Origin of the sequence: uncultured Veillonella sp., from assembly GCF_963522475.1 — a bacterium.
Lineage (GTDB): Bacteria > Bacillota > Negativicutes > Veillonellales > Veillonellaceae > Veillonella.
Map to the genome: position 1 here is coordinate 57,754 of NZ_CAUQYW010000006.1, position 23,459 is coordinate 81,212.

18 protein-coding genes are annotated in these 23,459 nt (G+C 38.1%); all 18 read right to left on the reverse strand.

Going from position 1 to position 23,459, the window contains the following annotated elements; genetic code table 11:
- Positions 1 to 37: 37 nt before the first annotated feature.
- The 18 genes from lpxK to RWP19_RS05060 all read right to left on the reverse strand — a co-directional run bounded on the left by lpxK (position 38) and on the right by RWP19_RS05060 (position 23,454).
- A complete protein-coding gene (lpxK, locus tag RWP19_RS04975; protein ID WP_314356705.1) occupies positions 38 to 1,150 on the reverse strand; it encodes a tetraacyldisaccharide 4'-kinase in 1,113 nt (370 codons plus the stop codon).
- Positions 1,151 to 1,206: 56 nt separating this feature from the next.
- The gene (locus RWP19_RS04980) at positions 1,207 to 2,511 is read right to left on the reverse strand and encodes a 3-deoxy-D-manno-octulosonic acid transferase (RefSeq protein ID WP_295288223.1); all 1,305 of its coding nucleotides are present in this window, start codon (positions 2,509 to 2,511) and stop codon (positions 1,207 to 1,209) included.
- Positions 2,512 to 2,513: 2 nt separating this feature from the next.
- Entirely contained in the window at positions 2,514 to 4,244 is a 1,731-nt protein-coding gene (locus RWP19_RS04985) for an ABC transporter ATP-binding protein (RefSeq protein WP_295286096.1), read from the reverse strand.
- Positions 4,237 to 5,379, reverse strand: a complete 1,143-nt coding sequence (gene lpxB / locus RWP19_RS04990; RefSeq protein ID WP_314356706.1) for a lipid-A-disaccharide synthase — start codon at positions 5,377 to 5,379, stop codon at positions 4,237 to 4,239. Before lpxB ends, RWP19_RS04985 begins: the two co-directional genes overlap by 8 nt.
- Complete coding sequence (locus RWP19_RS04995) at positions 5,379 to 6,215, reverse strand: UDP-2,3-diacylglucosamine diphosphatase LpxI domain-containing protein (protein ID WP_314356707.1); 837 nt, start codon at positions 6,213 to 6,215, stop codon at positions 5,379 to 5,381. The genes lpxB and RWP19_RS04995 overlap by 1 nt, the downstream gene beginning before the upstream one ends.
- Positions 6,216 to 6,586: 371 nt before the next feature.
- On the reverse strand, positions 6,587 to 7,399 hold the full coding sequence (gene lpxA / locus RWP19_RS05000; RefSeq protein ID WP_174683260.1) for an acyl-ACP--UDP-N-acetylglucosamine O-acyltransferase: 813 nt from the start codon (positions 7,397 to 7,399) through the stop codon (positions 6,587 to 6,589).
- Between the two features lie 19 nt (positions 7,400 to 7,418).
- Entirely contained in the window at positions 7,419 to 7,844 is a 426-nt protein-coding gene (gene fabZ / locus RWP19_RS05005) for a 3-hydroxyacyl-ACP dehydratase FabZ (RefSeq protein WP_004695477.1), read from the reverse strand.
- The gene (lpxC, locus tag RWP19_RS05010; RefSeq protein ID WP_314356708.1) at positions 7,841 to 8,680 is read right to left on the reverse strand and encodes a UDP-3-O-acyl-N-acetylglucosamine deacetylase; all 840 of its coding nucleotides are present in this window, start codon (positions 8,678 to 8,680) and stop codon (positions 7,841 to 7,843) included. Before lpxC ends, fabZ begins: the two co-directional genes overlap by 4 nt.
- A 257-nt stretch (positions 8,681 to 8,937) precedes the next feature.
- Positions 8,938 to 9,840: a lysophospholipid acyltransferase family protein gene (locus RWP19_RS05015; protein ID WP_314356709.1), complete on the reverse strand. Its 903-nt coding sequence runs from the start codon at positions 9,838 to 9,840 to the stop codon at positions 8,938 to 8,940.
- Positions 9,841 to 9,846: 6 nt separating this feature from the next.
- On the reverse strand, positions 9,847 to 10,878 hold the full coding sequence (lpxD, locus tag RWP19_RS05020; RefSeq protein WP_314356710.1) for a UDP-3-O-(3-hydroxymyristoyl)glucosamine N-acyltransferase: 1,032 nt from the start codon (positions 10,876 to 10,878) through the stop codon (positions 9,847 to 9,849).
- Between the two features lie 31 nt (positions 10,879 to 10,909).
- Positions 10,910 to 11,437, reverse strand: coding sequence for a hypothetical protein (locus RWP19_RS05025; protein WP_295207232.1), 528 nt, complete (start codon positions 11,435 to 11,437; stop codon positions 10,910 to 10,912).
- Between the two features lie 11 nt (positions 11,438 to 11,448).
- Complete coding sequence (locus RWP19_RS05030; RefSeq protein ID WP_295207235.1) at positions 11,449 to 12,420, reverse strand: hypothetical protein; 972 nt, start codon at positions 12,418 to 12,420, stop codon at positions 11,449 to 11,451.
- Positions 12,421 to 12,449: 29 nt separating this feature from the next.
- Positions 12,450 to 12,938 (reverse strand): OmpH family outer membrane protein, encoded by a 489-nt coding sequence (locus RWP19_RS05035; protein ID WP_105086180.1) that lies wholly within the window; start codon positions 12,936 to 12,938, stop codon positions 12,450 to 12,452.
- A gap of 107 nt (positions 12,939 to 13,045) precedes the next feature.
- Positions 13,046 to 15,217, reverse strand: a complete 2,172-nt coding sequence (locus tag RWP19_RS05040; protein WP_314356711.1) for a BamA/TamA family outer membrane protein — start codon at positions 15,215 to 15,217, stop codon at positions 13,046 to 13,048.
- 177 nt (positions 15,218 to 15,394) lie between these two features.
- A complete protein-coding gene (locus tag RWP19_RS05045) occupies positions 15,395 to 19,681 on the reverse strand; it encodes a translocation/assembly module TamB domain-containing protein (RefSeq protein WP_314356712.1) in 4,287 nt (1,428 codons plus the stop codon).
- 252 nt (positions 19,682 to 19,933) lie between these two features.
- On the reverse strand, positions 19,934 to 21,394 hold the full coding sequence (locus tag RWP19_RS05050) for a TolC family protein (protein WP_314356713.1): 1,461 nt from the start codon (positions 21,392 to 21,394) through the stop codon (positions 19,934 to 19,936).
- Positions 21,395 to 21,436: 42 nt separating this feature from the next.
- The gene (locus RWP19_RS05055; RefSeq protein ID WP_314356714.1) at positions 21,437 to 22,696 is read right to left on the reverse strand and encodes an MlaD family protein; all 1,260 of its coding nucleotides are present in this window, start codon (positions 22,694 to 22,696) and stop codon (positions 21,437 to 21,439) included.
- The gene (locus RWP19_RS05060; protein ID WP_314356715.1) at positions 22,696 to 23,454 is read right to left on the reverse strand and encodes an ABC transporter ATP-binding protein; all 759 of its coding nucleotides are present in this window, start codon (positions 23,452 to 23,454) and stop codon (positions 22,696 to 22,698) included. Before RWP19_RS05060 ends, RWP19_RS05055 begins: the two co-directional genes overlap by 1 nt.
- Between the last annotated feature and the right edge of the window lie 5 nt (positions 23,455 to 23,459).

Consider the following 23,459-nt stretch of genomic DNA (forward strand, 5'->3'; position numbering starts at 1 on the left):
CCCCATTTCTGTTATTCGTGTATCTTATTATTATACACTAAATCTCTAAATTTTCTATGAATTCTTGCTTTCCAGCGATAAACTCAATTCCTATAGATAGCACTAGAATCGGTATTTTTAAGTCTTCAATTGCATGCAATTGACTCAACTTCACCGCATCTTTTTCAGTAATGCAAATAGCGTCTGCCTGATAAGCAAATGCCTCTTTCCAAATATTTACAACATCATCATTTTCAAAATTATGATGATCACCAAAAGGCATTGTATGTACAACATTATATCCAATATCGGTCAATGTTTGTGTAAAAGATTGTGGATTTCCAATCCCACTAACAGCCATAATTCGATGTTTTTGATACGCATCCACAGGAGAACCATTTCCTCCATTAGCCCATTCATCTAATGTATACATACATTGAGGCTTGTGAATCGTTTCATATACAGGTGTATTTGGTAACATATGAGCTAAACGCTTACGAATTCCAGAAACAACACCTGGTGCCACCTGATCAACCTTTGTCAGTATTATAATATCGGCCCTCTGTAAACCACTAATAGGCTCGCGTAATAAACCGCGAGGCAATACATAATCAAAGCCAAATGGATTAGATGCATCAAGCAGAACGATATCAATATCTCGAGCTAATGCACGATGTTGAAAACCATCATCCATAACTAAGCAGTCGGACCCAAGCTCATCTATAGCAATTTGTGCCGATATAGCGCGCTCACGACCGATAATCACATTGGACTTTTGTAATACCTTAGCCAACAGCCAAGCCTCATCACCACTAATGGATGGTTCTACCAACATCGTACCATCTTTAGAAATAATTATATTTTTCTTATTGTCCTCAGCTCGATAGCCACGGCTAAGTACCGTAGGATGAAGCCCTTTTCGGGCGAGTATATCACATATAAATCTCACCATTGGCGTTTTACCAGTACCTCCAGCGGTAATGTTACCAACACTGATAACAGGTACGGTAACTCTAGTTACCCCTTTTCCCGCATCAAAGCGAGCATTTCGTATTGATACAGCCTTTTCGTAACCTTTACTTAGAAAGCCCAAGCTAGAACGAGCTATATCACCTAATATGGATTGATTTTCACCACTAACAATGGATTTGAATAATGCTTCCCCACTCATAGGTGACTCCTCCTATTATGTAATATCATGAATTAATGAAATAAATCATATCTATCTTATGGAACAATATGATGTTTTTCGAATAATTGACGCAACTCTTGTGTATTACGTTGAGTAGCACCTCGATTTTCACGAATAATATCAAGACAATTTTGACCCATTTCCTTCGCCAAGCCTTTGTCTTTACATAAACGTAACACCATAGTGGTTAACTCTTTACCATCCTTTACTTGCTCACAAGCATGACGAGAGTTTAATAAACTAAAAATCTCTTTAAAATTAAACATATATGGTCCTACAAGAATTGGTTTGCCATGTGCTGCAGGTTCAAGAATATTATGGCCCCCAGTTTTTACAAGAGAACCACCTACAAAAATGATATCCCCTAAACTATATAAACGACCTAGTTCACCAATAGTATCTAAAACAACTACAGGTATCCCTTCATGAACTGGCTCTGTCATATCACTACGACAAATAGCATTCAATTCATAATGTTTTGCTAAAGTTTGAACATCATGGCCCCGATATATCTCACGAGGTGCAATTAGCAATCGAGCCTGCGGATATTCTTGCAAGACTTGTTTAAATGTCTCAAAGATAGTTTCTTCCTCACCCTTATGTGTACTACCTGCAATGATGATAGGGTGATTATTGCCAAAGCCAAACTCTTCAAGAAGAGACTGTTTCTCTTCATCTGATACGGTAGCATACGTTTGATCATACTTCATATTACCTGTTACTGTAATATCAGATATTTGGGCACCTAACACTTCAATATGTGCCTCATCAAATTTTGATTGCATACAAAAACGTTCAATAGATCGCAACATTTCCTTTGTAAAAGCACTAATATATTTATAGCGTTTCATACTACGATCAGAAATACGACCATTAACCATCATAACAGGAATATTTTCTGACTGCGCTATACGCAAGAAATTAGGCCAAATTTCTGTTTCTACAAGCAAGATAGCAATAGGTTTAATAATATGTAAAATCTTACGTGTCAAATAAGGCAAATCTAAAGGAAAGAAAATAATTCCTTCCGCCTCAGGTATAATGCGATGTGCCATTGCATGGCCTGTCGCAGTTACAACAGAAACCACTACAACCGCTTCAGGAAATTCCTTTTTTACCTCTTTTACCAACGGACTAGTAGCTACTATTTCCCCTACAGAAGCAGCATGAATCCAAATGGCACGACGTCCTTCAATTTTCTTTAATAATGAGGCGGGCATATAGCCTGCACTCTGTTTAATACGCTCATAAAATCCATCTTCAAAGGCAAGTCGATATAAAATAACCGGAATCAAGCCAATCCAATAAAATATGAGCAATACATTATATATCCAGTACATGGTTATCCTTTGTTGGAGAATTGAACGGAATAGAGATGATTGTACAATCCGCCATCAATAGCTAATAGCTCTTGGTGAGTCCCCTGCTCTACCAAGTGGCCTTGATTAAGTACAACAATTTGATGAGCATTTTGAACCGTGCTCAATCGATGGGCAATAACAAATGCAGTACGCCCTTTCATTAGACGATCTAATGCCTCTTGTACAAGCTTTTCACTTTCTGTATCTAAGGCAGATGTCGCTTCATCTAGAATTAGAATGCGAGGGTCTTTTAAAATAGCACGTGCAATAGCTACGCGTTGACGTTGGCCGCCAGATAAGGAGCTACCTCGCTCACCTACAACTGTATCAAGACCATCAGGCATTTTTTCTACGAATTCAAGTACATTCGCAGCCTTGGCAGCTTCATATACTTCTTCATCACTAGCATCTAAGCGACCATACAAGATATTCTCTTTAATTGTAGCATTAAACAATACTGTTTCTTGTGGTACAAGCCCAATTTGTTCACGTAAAGATCTAAATGTAACGTCTTTAACGTCATAATCATCAATCGTAATAGATCCACCCGTTACATCGTAGAAGCGAGGTAACAAATTCGCAAGAGTCGTTTTACCAGCGCCAGATGGACCAACAAGGGCTACACTTTCACCAGCCTTAACAGATAAAGTAAAGTTTTCGAGCGCCGTTTTCCCCCCATCATAAGAGAAAGAAACATCTTTAAACTCTACATTACCCTTGATAGATGGTAATGTAATAGCATCCTTTTTTTCCACAACATCAGTTTTAGTATCTAAGATTTCAAATACACGATCAGCTGCAGCCAATGCTTTTTGAATATTACCGTAAACTTGGCTTAAGCGTTTAACCGGATTAGACAAGTTGATAGCATAGATCAAGAACGCAATCAAAGAACCAGCTGTAATAGTTCCTGTTACTACAGAGTACCCACCATACCAAAGAATGACTGCCACAGCAATTGCCGCGGAAAACTCAACCATTGGGCTTAGCAAGCTAGTCAACTTAGTCGCTTTAATAACAGCTTTAAAATTTCGATCATTTTCATCTTCAAAACGCTTGCGTTCAAAATCTTCTCGAGCGAAAGATTTTACTACTCGAATAGCGCTGATGACCTCTTGTAAAAGTGCCGTAATGTCTGCTACACGGCCTTGTACATCATGACCTGCTACGCGAAGCTTTTTACCAAATACATTGATAATCAGCAATACCACAGGGACAGTAATGAAGGTAACAAGTGTCAATTTCCAGTCAATGAGAAGCATAGACACGAGAGAACCTATCAGTGTTACAGATTCCGTAATAAAGGAAATTAAATTATCCACTACAGCGGACTGAAGCGCAGCAACGTCATTTGTAAGATTACTCATGATAACGCCTGTTTTACGGCGATCAAAATAAGATAGACTTAATTTTTGTAAATGATTAAAAATGGCTTCCCGTACATCGATGATGACACGCTGTCCAATGTAGGACATATTATAGGTTTGACCATAAGTAGCAAAGCCACGAATCAAGAATATAAGAATAATAGCCCCTACAATAAGGTTCAGCATAAACATATTCTTTTCGTCTAGTACTTGGTCTACTACATTTTTAATAAGCCAAGGAACTACCAAGTAGGCCGCGGCAGCGACGATCATACAGAACACTGCAAAAATCATGCGTTTATAATAAGGCTTTACAAAATATAAGAGCCTAGAATAACTATTCATTACATTTCTCCTTACCGAGATTATATACCAGTTCCGCTACACGCTTCACGGCGCCGGGTTCGCCTAATTTATGATGTACTTCACGCAATTCGCTACGCATAGCTTTGTTGCGCTCAACATCAGTGAGAAGAGGTTCCACCAAAGATACAATAGCCTCAGGTGTTACTGCATCTTGTAAAAGTTCTGGAATCACTTCTTTGCCTGCCACAATATTCGGCAAGCCTACATGCGTCACATTAACAACCATCTTACCAATACCATATGTGATTGGAGATACCCGATATAGCAAAATAGTTGGTAACTCCATCATAGCCGTTTCTAATGTAGCAGTACCCGATGCGGCAAGACATACATCACAAATCTGCATCAAGTCATAGGTATGGTCTTCTGTAATCGTCACAGGCACCTTATGAGCATCAATAAAAGTTTCCAGTTCACTACGGTCGATTGTATGTGCTCGAGGCAAAAAGAATTGGATATCCTCATGGTTAGACATCAATTGCTCACCACTCTTTAACATCGTGTCAAGCAAGGATAAAACCTCTTGTTTACGACTACCAGGCATGAGTAAAACCTTCTTAGCTTCTTTACGAGCTTCAAAATATTCCTCAGCCTCATCTTTAGTCATTGTAGGATGTACAATATCCACTAAAGGGTGCCCTACAAAGTCTACATCACATTTATATTTGCGATACGCTTCTGCTTCAAAAGGAAATATAGATGCCACTTTAGTGACATACTTGCGAATCGTATTACCACGGCTACTATGCCATGCCCAAATTGTAGGAGCAATGTAATATAAAACAGGAATCCCTAATTCATGGGCTACAGCGGCAAGTTTCATATTAAATCCAGGATAGTCTACGCATACGAGAATATCTGGTTTTTCCTTCATCATAACGCGTTTTAAATATGTACGAAGTTTAAAGAATTTGGGTAGTGATTTAACAATCTCTACAATCCCTATAACACCTAGATTTTTAATATCATATACGATGCGAACGCCAGCGCGTTCCATCAAGGTTCCACCCATACCAAACATATCGACTGAAGGATCTATTTCTTTTAGTGCATTAGCAACGCTGGCCGCATGAGTATCACCGGATGCTTCACCGGCGGAAAACATGACTTTCATTATGCATCCTTTCTGGAATTTACAAACTCTTGATCAACAGCACAGATAACAATACCATGTCGATTTGCCAAATCAAGTACATCTTGTTGTTGAACAAATATAGTTTTTTCAGCCTCTACAGCAAGGACTTTACAGCCGCTATCAATCATAGACATTAATGTTTTAATTCCCACAGCAGGTACATCAAAACGCACATCTTGATTTGGTTTTTCTGTTTTAACCACAACAGCCTCACCACGGCCTAATTCACCGCCACGCAAAATGCACTTATCAGTACCTTCAATGGCTTCAATAGCCATAGCCGCTTTGTGTTTAACAACTACGGTTTGTCCAATATCAAGGCCGCCCATTTGTTTTGCTAGTTCAAAGCCAAAGCAAATATCCGCCCATTGCTCATCAGTGGGTTGTGTTTTTGAAAGCACTCCCACCTTTGGCATAAATGGTTTAAGATATACAGTTTGATCTAACACTTTAAACCCTTCTCGCTCAATTTCATCTACAATAGCGAGCATAATAGTATCATCTTTACGATTTTTGAGCCGTTTAAGCACACCTAATGTTTTTAAGTCAGGAAATGTAAGACCTTTAAAGAGAATCTCCTTAGTCACCTTACCTAACATAGTCAGTTCTTCAACATCTTCTTTTTTCAAGGTTTTAAAGATTTTGCCTAGTTTAGCAACACCAATATCATAGAAAGCATCGGCCTCAGCCTTTAAAGCCGGGTCTACATCCGGAACTACGCCGATAACGACTACCTCGTGACCTAACACATGAGCGGCGCGCATGAATTCTACAGGCAAAACTCCAATGCCTGCAATCAATCCTACCTTTGCCAAGACTATACCTCCTAGATGACCTCGTGGTCTATATATCAATTAGTGATTACAAATTTACAATAAATAATGCCTCAAAAAAGACATAATCATATACAATATATTGTACTATAAATGACTTCTTTTTACCATTAAAACACCATGTTTTATGCCTATTTCTTCAACATTTTAGCAGAATTATTTTATTCCCATTTTTACATTTCAAGAACGTAAAAAATATACAAATATTTTTATCTAAATATTTTGTATTTATGAACTACTATAATTTTCATCTAATAAGAAAATATAAAATTCGTAGTCCATAAAAAATAATATCTATGGATTACACAAGGATTACATAAAAAGACCTCGTACGTTGTACGAGGTCTTTAGAATTAGTCGCGACGTGTACGCATAATTCCACGATCGGCATTGCGTAAGAAGCGTAATAAATTTTCAATTTCTACAGAAGAATCAAGTTGCATTTCCATTTCTTCAATAGCCTTGGATAAACTAAAGCCAGAACGATAAATAATACGGAATGCTTGTTTTAAATCTCGGCGTACTTCTTCTGAAATGCCCGCACGAGACAACCCAACAGAGTTAAGGCCAATAACACGTGCCGGTTGACCATCAGCAATAACGTATGGTGGAATATCTTGAACCACCTTAGCCATGCCGCCAACCATAGCATTTCGACCAATTTTAACAAACTGATGGATACCTGCAAGGCCACCAATAACTACGCGATCTTCAACGATAGCGTGACCAGCTAAGCCTGCACAGTTACTCATAATAACATTATTGCCAACGATACAGTTATGAGCCACATGCGTACATGCTTGAAGCAAGCAATTATTGCCCACACGTGTTTCCTCACCTTCTCCAGTAGCGCGGCTAATAGTTACGAATTCACGGATAACCGTTTCATCGCCAATATTACAATAGCTTTTTTCGCCTTTGAATTTTAAATCTTGCGGTTCCAACCCAATAGATGCGTTAGGATAAATCTCACAACGCTTACCAATGGTTGTCCAACCACCAATTACAACATGTGCACCGATTTGTGTGCCATCGCCAATTTCGACGTGTTCGCCGATTACAGCGCCAGGACCTACGATTACATCTTTGCCCAATTTAGCATTTGGATGGACTATGGCTGTACTATGGATGTTGGATTCTGCATTTTCCATGCCTACAACTATCACTACAATCACTCCTCAATTATTATACAAGGGCAAACATGTATTCACCGCTAGCGCACAATTTATCGCCAACATAGGCACGGCCTTCAACCTTACCCATTTTACCTTTGATTTTTACAATATCCACTTCCATACGCACTTGATCACCAGGTTTTACAGGATGACGGAAACGTACTTTATCAATACCTGTAAACATAGGTGTAAGACCACGGTTTTCTTCAGGATATAGCAAAGCTATACCGCCGACTTGTGCAATAGCCTCAGTCAACAATACACCTGGCATCACTGGATTACCAGGGAAATGACCTTGGAAGAACAATTCGTTGAATGTAGCATTTTTTATGCCCACAGCACGTTTCATAGGTTCTAACTCAACGATGCGATCTACTAAAAGCATAGGATAACGATGAGGTAAAATTTCTAAAATGTCTTCGTGATTAAGAATCATGGCTGTGTCTCCCTTATTTCTTCCATTATACTACGAGCCAATCTTGAATTTAATTCATGACTCGATTTCAAAGCAATTACATGACCTTCGATTCGTCCTAACAAGAATAAGTCGCCTACTACGTCTAATGCCTTATGACGAACTAACTCGTCATCAAAGCGAGGTACAGACAAACACTTCTCATCATCATAAACTAATGCATTATCTAGGCTGCCACCTTTTGCAAGACCCATGGCCTGTAATTGTTCTAATTCTTTCATAAATCCGATAGTCCTAGCAGCACTAATATGCGCTTTAAAGTATTCTGGTGAAACTTCAAAATCACAATGTTGCGTACCAAGTAACGGATGACTGTTAACCGATGTAAATGTAATGCGATAGCCATCGTATGGCAAAATAACTACAAAGCGATCCCCATCATAAATAGCATGGGACCGAGTTATTTTATATACATGACATGGCTCTGTTTGTTCTTGAATGCCAGCCTCTTCTATAAGACCTACAAAAACAGCACTACTGCCATCACCTACAGCAGGTTCAGGAGAATCCATCTCGACATAACAGTTATCAATATTCATAGCACTGAACGCAGCCATCACATGTTCTACAGTGAAAACCTTTGCTTCACCATTTTCTAATGTAGTAGCGCGCATAGTGTTCGTCACATTATCAATGTGTGCTCGCACAGAAGGGTTGCCTTCAATGTCCGTGCGGACAAACACAATTCCTGTATTTTCAGGTGCAGGTTTAAAAACCATATTTACTGGTTCACCGCTATGAAGGCCAATCCCTTGATATGAAATAGCCTGTTTAATTGTTTGTTGTGGCTTACTCATAAGAAAGTCCTTTCATAATCTGAATTCACGTTTACTATACACCAATATGTATTATACCCTATTTGCATAGGTGATACAAGAAATTTACCACATATTCAATATGTTAAAGGCCTTTTCACACTGTAAAACTTATATTAATTTGATTATAAATATTACATTATATATAGAGAGAATAAAAAGAGACTTCACAAAACCTAATTCATACGACATGTATAAAAATGTCATGCGAATAGATATGTAAAATCTCTTTATATTAATTAATGATATACGTCTGGCGGCGTTTCAATTTGATCGCCGTAGAAACGACGAGTCCACTTCCAACGGTTATGAAGCCAAAACCAATCTTCAGGGTATCGCCTAATGTAATCTTCAATAAACTCATTCAGTAAAGTTGAAGTTACCGCTATATCACGCTTTTTATCATCTGTACGCTCCACATAAATTGGCGGGTGTACTTCAATCTCATGTTTTTCAGAAAATGGACTATAATGTATAGTCACAAAAATGATTGGTACATCTTGCATTCGAGCTAGTACAGCTGGACCAGCAGCCGTTAATGTTTCATAGCCAAAGAAAGGTACAAGAACACCATCATCACCTGGATCCTGATCCATAATAAGCCCTAAAAAAGCACCTTTTTTAAGTTCATTAATCATTTCACGTACACCAGTTTTATAGGTTACATGTTGATGCATAATCCGACGATATTCATTGATAAACTTATCGGCATCACCATTCTGTTTCATCGCCACAGAAATCAATGGATACCCTTCGGAAGCAAGAACACCGCCAAGAAGTTCCCAATTGCCACTATGAACGGCAGCTAAGATAGCACCTCGACCATTTTCTAGGGCATCATCTAGATACTCTCGATTAATAAACTCCACCATATCTTTGTATTCGCCATCTTTAATTTCTGGATAGCGTAGTACATCAATGATCATACGACCAAAGCGAGTTGTACTAGCTTTCGCAATACGTCGGGCTTCATTAGGATCATCTGTAATATTACAGAATAGAATTTGTCCTATCGCTAAGCGTTTGCGTTTAGGCGGTACCGCTAACCACGCAACTTCACCAAGCAATGTACCAATAGCATATTGCAACCCTTTAGGTAATAAGCAAATAAAGGCACTAAAGATTTTCATAAACCTATACATGGATTATTAGCTCTCCTTAAGCTGTGCTTTCAAAGCGTCAACTTCTTTTTGTAATTGTTTTACAGTTTTCACCATATCTGGCAAACGATTTTCATAAGCAGCCAATTTTAACCATTCTTTATGCGGTCTCATCGGATATCCTGCCATAATAGAGTTGGATGGTACGTTACCAGTAATACCAGTTTTCCCAGCAAACTGTACATTATCTCCAATCGTAATATGACCAGTACAACCTGTTTGTCCTGCAAAAATAACATGGTTACCACATTTAGTACTACCCGCAATACCTACTTGGGCAATCAAAAAGCAATCTTCACCAATTTCAACATTATGACCAAGATGAACTAGGTTGTCAATCTTCGTGCCACGACGAACTAATGTAGACCCCATTGTAGCATTATCAATAGTTGTACAAGAACCAACTTCAACATCATCTTCAAGAATAACATTACCTACTTGCGGAATATGTGTATGCACACCGTTTTCAGTAGCAAAACCAAATCCTTCGCCACCAATGACTGCTTTAGCACGCAATACAACACGTTTGCCTAAAATACAGTTTTCATGAACAATGGCACCAGCATAAATGTCAGAACCTTCACCTACACGCACATTGTGTCCAATATAAACATATGGACGAATGGTTACATTATCACCAATAACTGCATTATCATTAATAACACAATAAGCACCAATGGCAACATTTTGTCCAATTGTTACATTTTCGCCAATAATAGCTGTGCTATGCACTTCTCTAGGAACAACAACAGGTGGATGGAAGAGTTCTAACACTTGTGCAAATGCTACTTTTGCATTATCAACTACGATTTGTGCCATCGGCGCCTCTTTCACTTCAGATTCAACGATGACAGCACCCGCTTGACATAATGCAATATGTTCAACATATTCACCTACTGCAAAAGTTATGGATTGTTTTGCGGCTTGATCAAAGCTACGTGTTTCTGTAATAACAATAGATCCATCGCCTATAACATGACCGCCTACTAATGTTGCGAGTTCCTGTAAAGTTTTTTCCAAGGTAAACTCCTCCCCCTGTGATAATCCTTAATTATTGTGCGCTTTCAGTATTAACCGCTGTAGTTTGACCTGATTGTTGATTATTTTGTTGAGCATCTTGTTGCTCTTGAGCTTTAGCCGCATTTTCAGCTTCTTTAATTTGATCATCAGAAGCTTTACCCATCTTAGTAATCAAATCTTCAGTTACATCAGATCCGCCACCAACAATAGCACCTTTTTCAATAACAACATCAAGTTTTTTCTCTTTTACAAGCTCACCAACTTTTTGTTCTTGATATTGACGATATTCTTGAGCTTTTGCATTGGCAAAGGCATTTAATTCTTGATTAGCTTGATTAAATACATTTTGTTTAGATGCTTCATCTGCAGCTGCAATTTTGGCATCTAGTTCAGCTTTTTTAGCATTAATTTCCTTAGTAATTTCAATACCTTTTTCAGTGCTGTTTGCTACTTTCACGCTATCAACATAACCAATATTGTTAGAACCACAACCACCCAAGATAGCCATAGAAGCTACTAAAGATGCACCTAATACTAAAGATTTAATACGTTTATTCATAATATAACTCCTTATTCAACTCGATAGGACGCCTTGACGGCATCAGTAATATCAAGTCCCTTAATATTACCACCATCATCGATGATGACTAAATCTAAATGTTGTTCCTCTGCAATAATTGCTACGCGCATACGAACATCTTCTAAAATGGCCTCATGAAGTGCACTCACTTCAGCCTCTTTATCCGATAGCTTTTTGGCCCAAGAATCATTCCAATCCTGTGCTACAGGCAAGTTATTATTAGCAATGATAGATTGTGCTTGTTGTTGTACCATTGTATCCCGCTTTACAGCTAATTCCTTTTGCAAGGATGCTGCATATTGGTTAAGTTCTTCTTGACCTTTTTGTTGCATAGGTGCTAGCTCAGCTTGTACCTTAGCTTTAATAGAGTCTACATCAAGATTAGAAGGCTTTCTCTTAGCCAACAGTTCCTTTAATCGCTCTTCTTTCTTAGACTTCTCTGCCATAGCTACCTGTTTTTGTGCATCATCAATATATACACGAGCATCATACGCATATAAATCTAATTGAAGATTTACAATTTCAAGATCATATTCATTAGCACTAACTTTTAACTGGGCTAAATACTTCTGAGTGAGTTCATTTCGCTTTGCATTTAATTGCTGATTCAATTCATTTTCTTTTGTTGCAATACGAGTTTGCAATTCCACCGTAAGTGCATCAGATAAAGTTGAATCTAATGCAAGAGATTTCAACTGTTCCTCTTGTGTCTCTGACTTAGCATTTAGAGCTTGTTGTTCAACTTCATATTGACGTTGCAAAAGATCTAGCTCATTTTTAGCTTGTTTATAATCCTCATAAGAGGGATTAAACTCTAATACATCGTCAATCCGTACAACACCTATTGATACCCCATCAGGACTCTGCTGACGATTTGTCACAAATCCATAGGCCCAAACCATAGCACATAATGCAACAACGAGAAAGATGACAAATCCAATATATCGTTTTTTCCCGTTCATTGTCGTTCTCCCTTACATAGAACTACATTTTATTTTTTTGCATCATTAGCTAATTTTTTCAAAACTTGATCTGTAATATCTACACCACCGTATAATACAGTGTCTTTAGTCATAACCACACTAAGACCTTTAGCATCGCCAACTGCTTTTGCGGCTTCCATTGCTTTATCTTGAACAGATTTAGCAATTTCTTGATCTTTTTTTGCTAGGTTTTGACGAGCTTCTTCAGCAAGTTTTTGTTTAGTAGCATCATCTTGTGCTGCATCTATTTTAGCTTGTGTTTCTTGTTGTAATTGACTTTGATAACTCATATATTCTTGAGCTGCAGAGATATAAATTGGATTATCTTGAGACATCATACGAGATGTATCGATAACACCAATTGTACTATTACCGCTATTTCCACTTGGCGTAGCCATTTGTGTATACGCTAATGCGCCAATACCAATAATAAAAATAGCAGCAATGACGATGGAAAAAATCTTCACATTCGCCTTGTTGTTCATCATTCGCATCATAATAGAGTGCCCTCATTTCCTTAAATTACTACATCAAAGAATGCCATATAGAGATATTGGTGAAAGCCTCTTTAGAAAAGAGGCCTCCACCATATACATTTACTATATTAGAATTGTGTGCCGAAGCTGAAGTGGAATTTATTTTTATGTTTACCCACACCATAATCAAGTTTAACTGGACCAATAGGTGTAGTAATACGAACACCAGCACCAACGCCATAGTTGAATGTTTTCTTGCTATTGTACCAAGAAACATTTGGTGCATCCCATGCATCACCGATATCAGTGAACAATACACCACTAACCTTTTTAACGATAGGGAATCGGAATTCCAATGTAGCATTGTACATATACTTACCACGGAATTGATCATCTTCGTAACCACGTAAGGAATCAGCGCCACCCAATGTAAATAATTGGCTATAAGGTGCATCGCCTTGGATAAAACCACCACGTGCGCGGAATGCCAAAACATTCTTAGCGCCTAGTTTTTTATACATACGTGCTTCAGCTGTAAATTTATAGAAGTCGAAGTCGCCACCTAAACCATGACCAGCCCATTGTGCTGTATAGGAAATACGACGGCCACGTGTTGGTTCATAAATATTATCACGGGAATCGTATACTTTTTGCCATGTAATGGAATTGATACGACCAAAGTTTTTATCTACATATTTGTCATTTGCAAAGTTATAGGAACCATTGTCCCAGTTTTGGCCTTTGCCAGCATTTCTATCATAACGGAAGCCAGAGCTATCGTCATCATCCCATTTGTAGGAATCTTTACGAGATTCAAGGGTCAAGTAATCACGAGTATATTCCCCTGTTTGACGGCCGAAGGAAATATTGAAACCACGAGATTTCTTGTTATATTCAGCTACTTCATTACCATCTTCGTTGTAATCAGTGTATTCATCTTCACGGTTGAAGAAGGAGAAACCAAGGGATGTACCTTTGCTATCGATCCAAGGTTTCAAGTAAGAGATTTGGTAGTTTTTATATTTTTTCTTACCACCAATTTCCCAGTGAACTTTAAATTTATCACCAGTGCCGCGGAAGTTATCTTCACCAAATTCAATGATACCCATCAAGCCATCAGATTTGGAGTAACCAGCACCTAATGTAATAGTACCTGTTTTATGTTCCAAAACATCGATTTCAATGATTACATTATTAGTATCTTGATCACCAGGCAACATACGAACATTTACATCATCAAAGAAGCCAAGGTTGTATACGCGTTCTACAGAACGACGTACCAAGAATTTATTGAAAGGTTTACCTTTCTTTTGAACGAATTCGCGAGTAATAACTTTATCGCGTGTTTTCTTGTTACCAGCAGGAACGATATCTTCTACAATACCTTCTACGATATGAATATGAAGCACACCTTGATCATCTACACGAATACCATCTACATGTGCCAACATATAGCCATCACGAGCATATGCTGCGTTGATACCTTGAACTTTTTGGCCTACATATACAGAGTTAAGAACTTGACCTGGTTGTAAATCCATGAATTTAGTCAACACTTCAGAAGTATAAACTGTATTACCTTCAAAAGCTACACCTGTAGTAATTGGATTTACTGTAACAGCAAAGTCCAATTTAACGCCTTCAGGTACCGTAGTGAATACAGGATTTACTTCAGAGAAATAACCAGTGTTACCAAGATTAGTCACATCTTTAAATACACCGTCAACAGATACAGCATCGCCGATTTTTTCTGTTAAGATAGGCAATAATTGTGCTTGTTGTTCAGCTGTTACGCCAGAAATAGATAAACCAGTAATCAATTTACCTACATATGGATTAATAGACTCTGCATTTGCAGATGTAACATATTGAGCCTCTACAGTTGTAACAGCTTGAGTTTGGCCATTTTCAGCAGCCTTGTCAAGGTCAGTACCACCAGTAGTTTTAGACACCATTTTTACTTGTTTATCATCTGTTTTCAAAGCAGCATTATTTACTGTAACTGTTCCATCAGAACCTTTAACTACAGTGCCATCACTAGATACAGTTGTATCACCACGAGCAGCTAAAATAGCTGCATCAGTTTCATCTTGTGTTGTTGCAGGTGTAGCTGCATCAGCATTGTAAACAGCTTGTGTAGTAGCAGAATCATTAGTAGTTGCTGCACTAGTCGTTGTTGTGTTATTTAAATCTGGAGTATAGCCAGCTTGTACCTCTGCAGCAAATACACTGCCTGTCCCCATGACAGCAGTCAACACAGATGCTGCAAGCATACTTTTATAGGCTTTTGGTTTAAACATAAATTCCTCCTAGAACTCATCCCCATAAAAAGTTTACATCTTGTTTTATAAAGACTAATAAATCTTTATTATTATAGCATAAAATACTGGGAATGAGTACTATATTAAGCAAATTTTATGAAATTAATATGACTAGAATGTGCATATCTATGGGATTTGCACACTCTAGCCATAAACTCAGAAGCTTCTTGTCCAACGGCCACCTAAATAATTGTTTCCTTGCGATGTATGCCATGCAGTGAACTTGAGATTTCGTTTAACAGAATACTCCACACCATATTTATTTTGTTTATTATTAATACCTTGAGAATAAGTAAGCATAACTTTCGGAACAATATACTTGCCAATTTCAATATTATAATTGCCTGCCGTTTCTCTATTAGTTGGTTCATCAGGATCAATGGAACCCGTCGTAATATTGATTCGATCTAGTCCCAATGTATTTTGTAATGCATCTTGTACATAGCCAAAAGCAAACATCTGTAGACCTGCTGTAGCAACCGCATTCACATCATCGTTTGTTAGTGTACTACTATTAGAATCCGCACCACGACCAAAGGTCAACATAGAAATAATTTGCTTTCTAGATAGACTAGGATTAGACGACAAGGTTAAATCCATATGGTCTACGGTACCTTTTACACCAAGCATAATATTATAGTTACCTACATTAGTTTCTGCCTCTAATTGTAAATTTGGTAAATAAGAGCCACCTACAAAGTGTGCATCCCCCTTAGTAATATTAAACACATGGTTTAAATACTTAAACGTACCGGTCTTAACATCAAACTGACCACTAGCAGTTGGATTTTGCAATGTACCACCAAAATGAACATCCCCACCAATAAACATGTTATATAAAGTACGATCATATAGGCGCACTCCCTTGCCAGCGTGAACAGTAACATCAACCCCCATATTGGTATTACTTTCACTAGATTGTAATGAAAGAGGAATTTTGAATTGAATATTCTCGAGATTTAAATTTCCCATTAACGTAGGTAACCCATCACGCTCAGCAATATAAAGTTCCCCATTTAATGGTCCCTTAATATACTCACTACCGATTTCTAAGCCATCTAATTGAACTGCCGCCTTATAATTTGTAAGCTCATGACCAGACCAATTTACCTTAGCAGCTAAACCTGCAGTACCTTTCCCCATTGTAATTCGAGATTGGAAGTCCCCTTGTTGTCCAGAGAATATCAAATCCCCATCAATGTTTGTAATTTCACTATACGCATCAGCAAGCTTCACTGTGCCATTTCGTACAGAAACAGTACCATAAGCCTCAGGTTGATCTATTGTCCCAGTGAGTCTAATAGCCCCTTTCAACGGACCTGTAGCATCCTTAACACGCGTTGTTACTAAAGGAATAACCGCCATGTCTGCTTCGTTAAAGTCAATCGTTACATCCATAGATTTAGCATCACTAGCTTCTAAATAACCAGATGTATAGAGTGCAGCCAATGGGATTTTACCATAAACACTGAGTTTATAGCCTCCCTTTGCACCTTGGATGCGTTGAATCTGAATAACATGATCTTGCATTGTCGCTAATGCAAAGCCCTCATCAATACCAATGCCATTGAAAGAACCAGATTCTACCGCACCAGATAGTTCAACCTTTGGATTTTTGGTTTCTCCAGTAACATTCACAACGCCGGTTACCCACCCAGTAGCTTGAATATCCTTTCCTATAAGTGGCAAGAATGGTACTATATCAACATCCTTCAAGGCAACTTGTAAATCAGCTTTACCATCAAGATCCAATGTACCACCCATGGCAATGAGCCCTTCATCTACAGGTAGTTTCAAGGTAGTAATTTTAAACTTCCGATTAGCTAAACTAGCATCGATAGTCGCATCGCCTACAATCTTATCATCAATACTAACATCATTAATTTTACCGTTAACAGTAACACTTGGATTATCCTTTGTACCACCAATTTCAACAGATCCGTTTAATTTACCATCAAGATGCTCATTTTCACGCTCTAAAAGCGCTAGTAAATTCTTAACACTACCATTAGTAACATCTAAAACACCAAATAGCTGCTTGCTATCATCAAGCTTCATACCACCCTTTGCAACATAACGTCCACCATTTGATTCAGCAAAAGAAAAATCTTGTACATTTACAACAGATTTATCTGCATAGACATGACCATGTATATCTGTCAATAACTGGCCATTGATAGATAAAGCATCAGATAAAATATATCCATTAAACTGAGGGTTATCCATAGAACCTGTTATAGTGCCACGACCGTCTAATAAACCATCTACCTTGTAGTCAGTATTAATGAGTAGTCTACCCATATCAATTTTTTTACCTTCAAAATCAATATTGATAGCATCTTTTGATACAGTACCGCCACCGGTAATAGTCGCACCGTAGCCTTCAATATCGAAACGATATAACTCTAATCTTTCATTTTTATAGTTATATTTTGCAAAAGCATTAGTTACAAGCTTGCCATAGGCAGACCCATCCCACAAATGAGCTCGTCCTTCTACAATAGGATTAGCCGCAGTCCCTGTTATATGGTTATCGGTTTCAAACCATCCTGTAATAGGAATGTCAGTTACAGGGCGAATTAAATTTTCAATACGTACAGCACGAGCTTTAGCATTTAAATCTAATGCATCAGTATTGATATTATACCAACCGGTAATATCATAACCGCCACTACCGTCACCAATATGACCATTGGTAATCGTCAAGACATGGTTATCTAATGTAATATCGCCATGAATATCATTAAAATGAGCGCCCTTATAGAGGACCTCTTGCCCCCATACAGTTCCAGTCACATTAGGGTTATCTAAGGCTCCTTTTACATTAATAGAAGTGCTAACTGTGCCAGCTACATCTTCACCTATGATAGGACTAAGTGATGTCAACGGTAAGGCATTACCAGAAATCGTGGCATCCACTTGACCATTTTGAATCGAACCATATCCACTAAAGGATCCAGTTCCCATATTTCCAACCATAGTTATATTGGTAAGATTATCACTATGGGTCAAATCCGCTTTTACAGAATCAATAACTACACCGCGTACACCAATCTGATGGCCTTGTACAGCCCCTACAAGATCTGTAAGTTGATTATTCTTACCCAAAACGTGGATTTCTCCATCAATGGTTCCCGTAATAGGCATAGTCATATCTTGTGTGAAAGTATCCAACGATAAGGCATGAACATTAGCAACGGCGTCAAAATCACCTGTATCTACGACGTATTGACCTTTAACTTTAGCATTACCAGCGCCAATAGACAATTGGGCATCATCGATACGAACCAATCCATTATCGTATACTACATTTCCTTGTACTCGGTCCACATGGTACCCTTTGTAAGAAATACCATCACCACCGATTGTCGCATCTACGCGAGGCGCTATAGTGGTGCCACCAATATGGGCACGGCCACCAACAACACCAGAAATTCCAACATCGGTAATGGCCTCTAAATCCACTTTATCCGCTACAACACTAAGATTTAAATATTCTTCCTTTTTTCCCAATGTAATGAGACCATTAAGCTTTGCTACCTGATCATTAATACGCCAAGAGCTATGACTAATGACAATTTGGTCGTGATTCAACATAATACGACCTTCACCATCAGTAATAGAATAAATCGTGTTGCCCCGTTTATAAGTACCCGATAGGCCTTTAAAGCCTACATTGCCACTCATAACATATTGTCCATCTTCACTTTTAATATTAAGATGTAAATCTTGTAATTTCCCTTTTGTTACAACTAAATCTTTGCGTAACGGAACAAGGCTCATAATACCTGCCATGTCAATTTCATCAGCTTGTACAAATACGTCAAAATTGGACACATCGTCCATATCTATATTCCCATTTACAAGAACAGATGAACCATCTATATCAGCAGTAAAAGCCCCTTTAGACATACCACTCATATTGAGCGCAACGGTACCATCAAGGTTCTCAACATTACGTTTGATGCCATCTTTAGTACGTAGCACTACACGACCATTATTGAGAGTAATATCGCCATCAAAACTGCCCGACTTATTCGGATCAGATGGTTTTACTAACTTTTCTACACTCCAAGATCCATCGACCAATTGCCATATGTGAAGATCAGGTGACTCCACTGTAACACTCGATATAGCTGTTGCCCCTGATGTATTACCACTAATTATACTTGGCAACGCTGATAATTTAACCCCAACAGATACATCTTGTGCAGTTCCGACTAAATGACCATCCCGATCTTTAATCACCACATCGGATAGAACTACATCGCCATTCCAATTGATACGAAGAGAATCATAGTCCACAGATCCGTTTATGGCATTATTTACTTGTTCTTTAACCATAGGCGCAACATAGGTCCGAGCTATAGGATTTACACTAGCACTAACTGCAGATAATCCTAAAATTGCAGCCCCTATGAGACACCATTTTTTACGGGTCATAATGATCTCCCATACATATTATGAATACTATAAATATATATACTAATCTTACCACAGACGAAGTAATAACTATAGTATTTTAAGGGTAAATTTTATAAAACTAATATAATTTTTTATTAATCATTTTTAGCAATAATGACATATAGAGTCATATTAAATATTACGATGATAAAGAAATAAGAATATATAATGCATCTATATGTAAAAAAATCTATTAAAAAAAAGACGACCGAAGTCGTCTTTTTTATTATATTATTGATTGCCACCAAGTTGTGCTAATTGTTCAGCTGCACCACTGTTTGCAATGATTTCTGCGCCTTGGCCAACTGGTGTATTCAATGGAACACCGGTCAATTGTTCAAGAGCTGCAATGCTAATATTGTAATTATAAAGAGCTTGTACATAGTTATTACGAGCATCTGTTAATTTAGTTTCAGCATCGAGTACATCAAGATTTGTACCAACCCCAGCGCGATAGCGAAGTGTAGCAATACGGAAGCTTTCTTGACCTTGAGCAACTGCAGTTTGAGTGCTTTGGATTGTTTGCTCTGCAGACCGCAAGTTCAAGTATGCTTTTTGCACGGCTAATAATACAGCATCAACAGTAGCTAAATTAGCTTCTTTAGCTTGTTCAAGTTGTGCATTCGCTTTTTTAATCGCATTTTGCGTAGCTCCGCCATCCCATAAACTCCAAGATGCAGTAGCACCTACACTCCAAGATTTTGTACTTGTTCCAAAGTAACCATCTGGATCAGCATAGCCACGACCTGCTTTTACAGCTACAGTTGGTAAATAACCAGATTTAGCGGATTTTACAGCTTCTTCTGCGGATTTTACATCAAGTGCAGATTTCACAAGAGCAGAACGATGAAGCAAAGCATATGCTTTAGCTTGTTCCAATGTAACATTGTAAGGTTTATATTGTAAATCATGTTCCGCTGTATTAATAGCTGTTTGCGCAGGATAAGCAATGACTTGATTCAAGCTAGCCTCTGCTAAATTAGCAGAATTTTGAGTTTTTACAAGGTTTGTTTCAGAGTCAGCAAGATTTGTTTTAGCCGCCAACACATCAGAACTTGCTACCAAGCCAACATTATATTGAGCTTGAACATTTGTTACATGACCTTGATAGTCTTTAACAGCTTGTTGAGCCACATCAACAAGATTACGATTCATAATCAAAGTATAGTAACCACTGATGGCATCATATTTTGCTTGTTGCAATGCTTCTTCATAACTAGCGCCAGTACCTTCACGTGTATAACGTGCAGAATCAATACTTGCATCAAGTTGAGGATTAAATACTGGAGCACTAATGGAGAAGTTATGACTACCGGTTTTACCGCGACCAGTGTCACCGCCTGATTTTTCAGCAGACCAACCATAACTAACGCTAGGATTTTTACCTGCTGCTACTTGACTAACTGCAGATTTAGCAGCTTCATACCCCCATTTAGTTTGTTTTGCAGTACGATTATTTGCTAATGCTAACTCAATCGTACGAGACTCATCGAGATCCAATTTACTCTCATAAGTTTTGCTATCTTGCACAGATTTTTCAGCTAATTGCTTTTGTGTTAATTGAATAGCTTCTTTTTGATATTTGCTTAATTGATCTCCATTATTAACGGAAGTTGTAACTACATCAGCAGCCATTGCACCTGTAGTAGCCAAGGAGAGCATTACACCCAAGGATAGAACCTTTTTATTCATAATATATACCTCCATACTCACCTAACGTGAATGTATTAGTCTTTAAAATACTTGTTTGATACCAAAGTAGGTACCGCCATTCGTGGAACCGAACGGCCTGGTCATTTGAATAACCCCATAAGTATCTTTATGTAAACGTATATCACTACGAATACGATATTTATGATTGTTAAGGTCATACACAGCTGCGGATAATGAAACCGGACCACGTAAATTATAATCAACGCCAATGCCCAATTCACTTTCAAAAATACCGCCACGTACTAGCCATTTAGAGCTAATAAATCGACCTGCATTTAAATCGAATTTAGTGCCATCACCGATATTGGAAAGGCCAAGTTCAGCCATTCCTTTATCGTTGAAAGCACGAACACGACCATTAATGCGGAATTCATCATCTGTTGTGTTATACAACAAATCTACAGATGGCTCAACTTTAGTAGATGACTTTTTTTCAACGTTATTTCCGTCTACAACATTACCATTTACATTGGTTTGATACGCTTTACCACCCATCAATTTATTAATACGAGCTGAAATTTGTGCCGTATTATGTAATGTTTCTTTAATATTTTCTTGTGCTTTAGGATCTGTTACCGTAGATTCCATAGAACGAGCCATATTATCTACACGATCCGTAGTTTGTTTTAAGTTGGTCAAAATAGCTCGCATATCATTGCCTGCATTACCATCCGCATTAAATTGCTGTGCCGCTTGATTTAGCTGTGCTGTTACATCAGCCATATTTTGTGTAATCGCAACAGCATTATCAGCCATCGTCGCAGTAGATTGTAGGGAATATTTAAGTGCATTTTGCGTTGCAGGATCACCAATAATATTATTGATAGACTGCAACATTTTTTCGGTACCATCCATTAACTTTTGAGCGCTTTGCATAGCTTTATCCATAGCATCTGCACCTTCGCCCTTAACAGAATCACCATCTTGTAAATATACCTTAGATTGACCTGGTGAAATTTGAATAAATTTATCACCTAAAAAACCATCTGAGCCTAATGTAAAAGTAGAGTCACTTGGAATTTGTGTTTTTTCATCAAGCTTCATTTTTACTGCCACACCATGCGGCGTAATTTCAATATCAGAAACATTACCGATTGCTACACCAGAGTATTTAACTTGATTACCATTTTTTAAACCATTAACTTGAGCAAAATCACCAGTAATTGTCATTTGCGGCTTAGCCCATATATCAATGCGACCTACAAAAAGTATGCCTGCAATAAATAAAGCTATACCTATAATCGTGAAAGCCCCTACCTTGGCCTCCGTCGTCCACTTCATTATACCTCTCCCATCGCAGATACATTAATTGGTTCTGCTTCACCATGAATAAACTGTTGTACCTTTTTATTTGTAGAATTCTTAAAGTTTATTGTATCAGAAATTTCCACAAATTGCCCCTTATCAAGTAAAGCTATGCGGTCTGCTACATAAAATGCGGATTGCATATCATGCGTTACAACGATAGAAGTACAACCGAGCCGCTGCTGCATTCCCTTAATTAGCATACTAATCGTACCTGAAGTAATAGGATCTAACCCGGATGAAGGTTCATCATAGAGGATTAAACTTGGATCTAACGCTATGGCGCGAGCTAAACTAACACGCTTCTTCATGCCCCCAGATAATTCGTTAGGCATATAGGATTCATACCCTTTTAAACCGACCCAATCTAGTCGTTCTGCTACAATACGTTTTATTTCATCTTCCCTTAAGTCCGTATGCTGCCGTAAACCAAAGGCTACATTTTCACCTACTGACATAGAGTCAAACAATGCAGAGTATTGGAATACCATCCCCATTTTTCTACGTACTGTATTAAATTCATCTTCGGATAATGTTGTAATATCTATGCCATCTACAATAATCTGTCCCGATGTAGGTCGCTGCAATCCAATCAATAAGCGAAGTAGTGTACTTTTACCACTACCGCTACCACCTAATATAACTAACGTCTCCCCATCATCTATGGTGAGATTAATAGAGTCTAGAATCACACGCGACTCATAGGCAACTACAACATTGCGTAGTTCTATCATAAAGT

Excerpts from the sequence above, each read along its gene's own strand:
- RWP19_RS05030 (WP_295207235.1), bottom strand. The coding sequence starts at position 12,420 with ATGAACGGGAAAAAACGATATATTGGATTTGTCATCTTTCTCGTTGTT.
- RWP19_RS05050 (WP_314356713.1), bottom strand. The coding sequence starts at position 21,394 with ATGAATAAAAAGGTTCTATCCTTGGGTGTAATGCTCTCCTTGGCTACT.
- RWP19_RS04985 (WP_295286096.1), bottom strand. The coding sequence starts at position 4,244 with ATGAATAGTTATTCTAGGCTCTTATATTTTGTAAAGCCTTATTATAAA.
- lpxB (WP_314356706.1), bottom strand. The coding sequence starts at position 5,379 with ATGAAAGTCATGTTTTCCGCCGGTGAAGCATCCGGTGATACTCATGCG.
- RWP19_RS04980 (WP_295288223.1), bottom strand. The coding sequence starts at position 2,511 with ATGTACTGGATATATAATGTATTGCTCATATTTTATTGGATTGGCTTG.
- RWP19_RS05035 (WP_105086180.1), bottom strand. The coding sequence starts at position 12,938 with ATGATGCGAATGATGAACAACAAGGCGAATGTGAAGATTTTTTCCATC.
- lpxK (WP_314356705.1), bottom strand. The coding sequence starts at position 1,150 with ATGAGTGGGGAAGCATTATTCAAATCCATTGTTAGTGGTGAAAATCAA.
- RWP19_RS05015 (WP_314356709.1), bottom strand. The coding sequence starts at position 9,840 with ATGTATAGGTTTATGAAAATCTTTAGTGCCTTTATTTGCTTATTACCT.
- RWP19_RS05040 (WP_314356711.1), bottom strand. The coding sequence starts at position 15,217 with ATGTTTAAACCAAAAGCCTATAAAAGTATGCTTGCAGCATCTGTGTTG.
- fabZ (WP_004695477.1), bottom strand. The coding sequence starts at position 7,844 with ATGATTCTTAATCACGAAGACATTTTAGAAATTTTACCTCATCGTTAT.
- lpxC (WP_314356708.1), bottom strand. The coding sequence starts at position 8,680 with ATGAGTAAGCCACAACAAACAATTAAACAGGCTATTTCATATCAAGGG.
- RWP19_RS05055 (WP_314356714.1), bottom strand. The coding sequence starts at position 22,696 with ATGAAGTGGACGACGGAGGCCAAGGTAGGGGCTTTCACGATTATAGGT.
- RWP19_RS05060 (WP_314356715.1), bottom strand. The coding sequence starts at position 23,454 with ATGATAGAACTACGCAATGTTGTAGTTGCCTATGAGTCGCGTGTGATT.
- RWP19_RS05045 (WP_314356712.1), bottom strand. The coding sequence starts at position 19,681 with ATGACCCGTAAAAAATGGTGTCTCATAGGGGCTGCAATTTTAGGATTA.
- RWP19_RS05025 (WP_295207232.1), bottom strand. The coding sequence starts at position 11,437 with ATGAATAAACGTATTAAATCTTTAGTATTAGGTGCATCTTTAGTAGCT.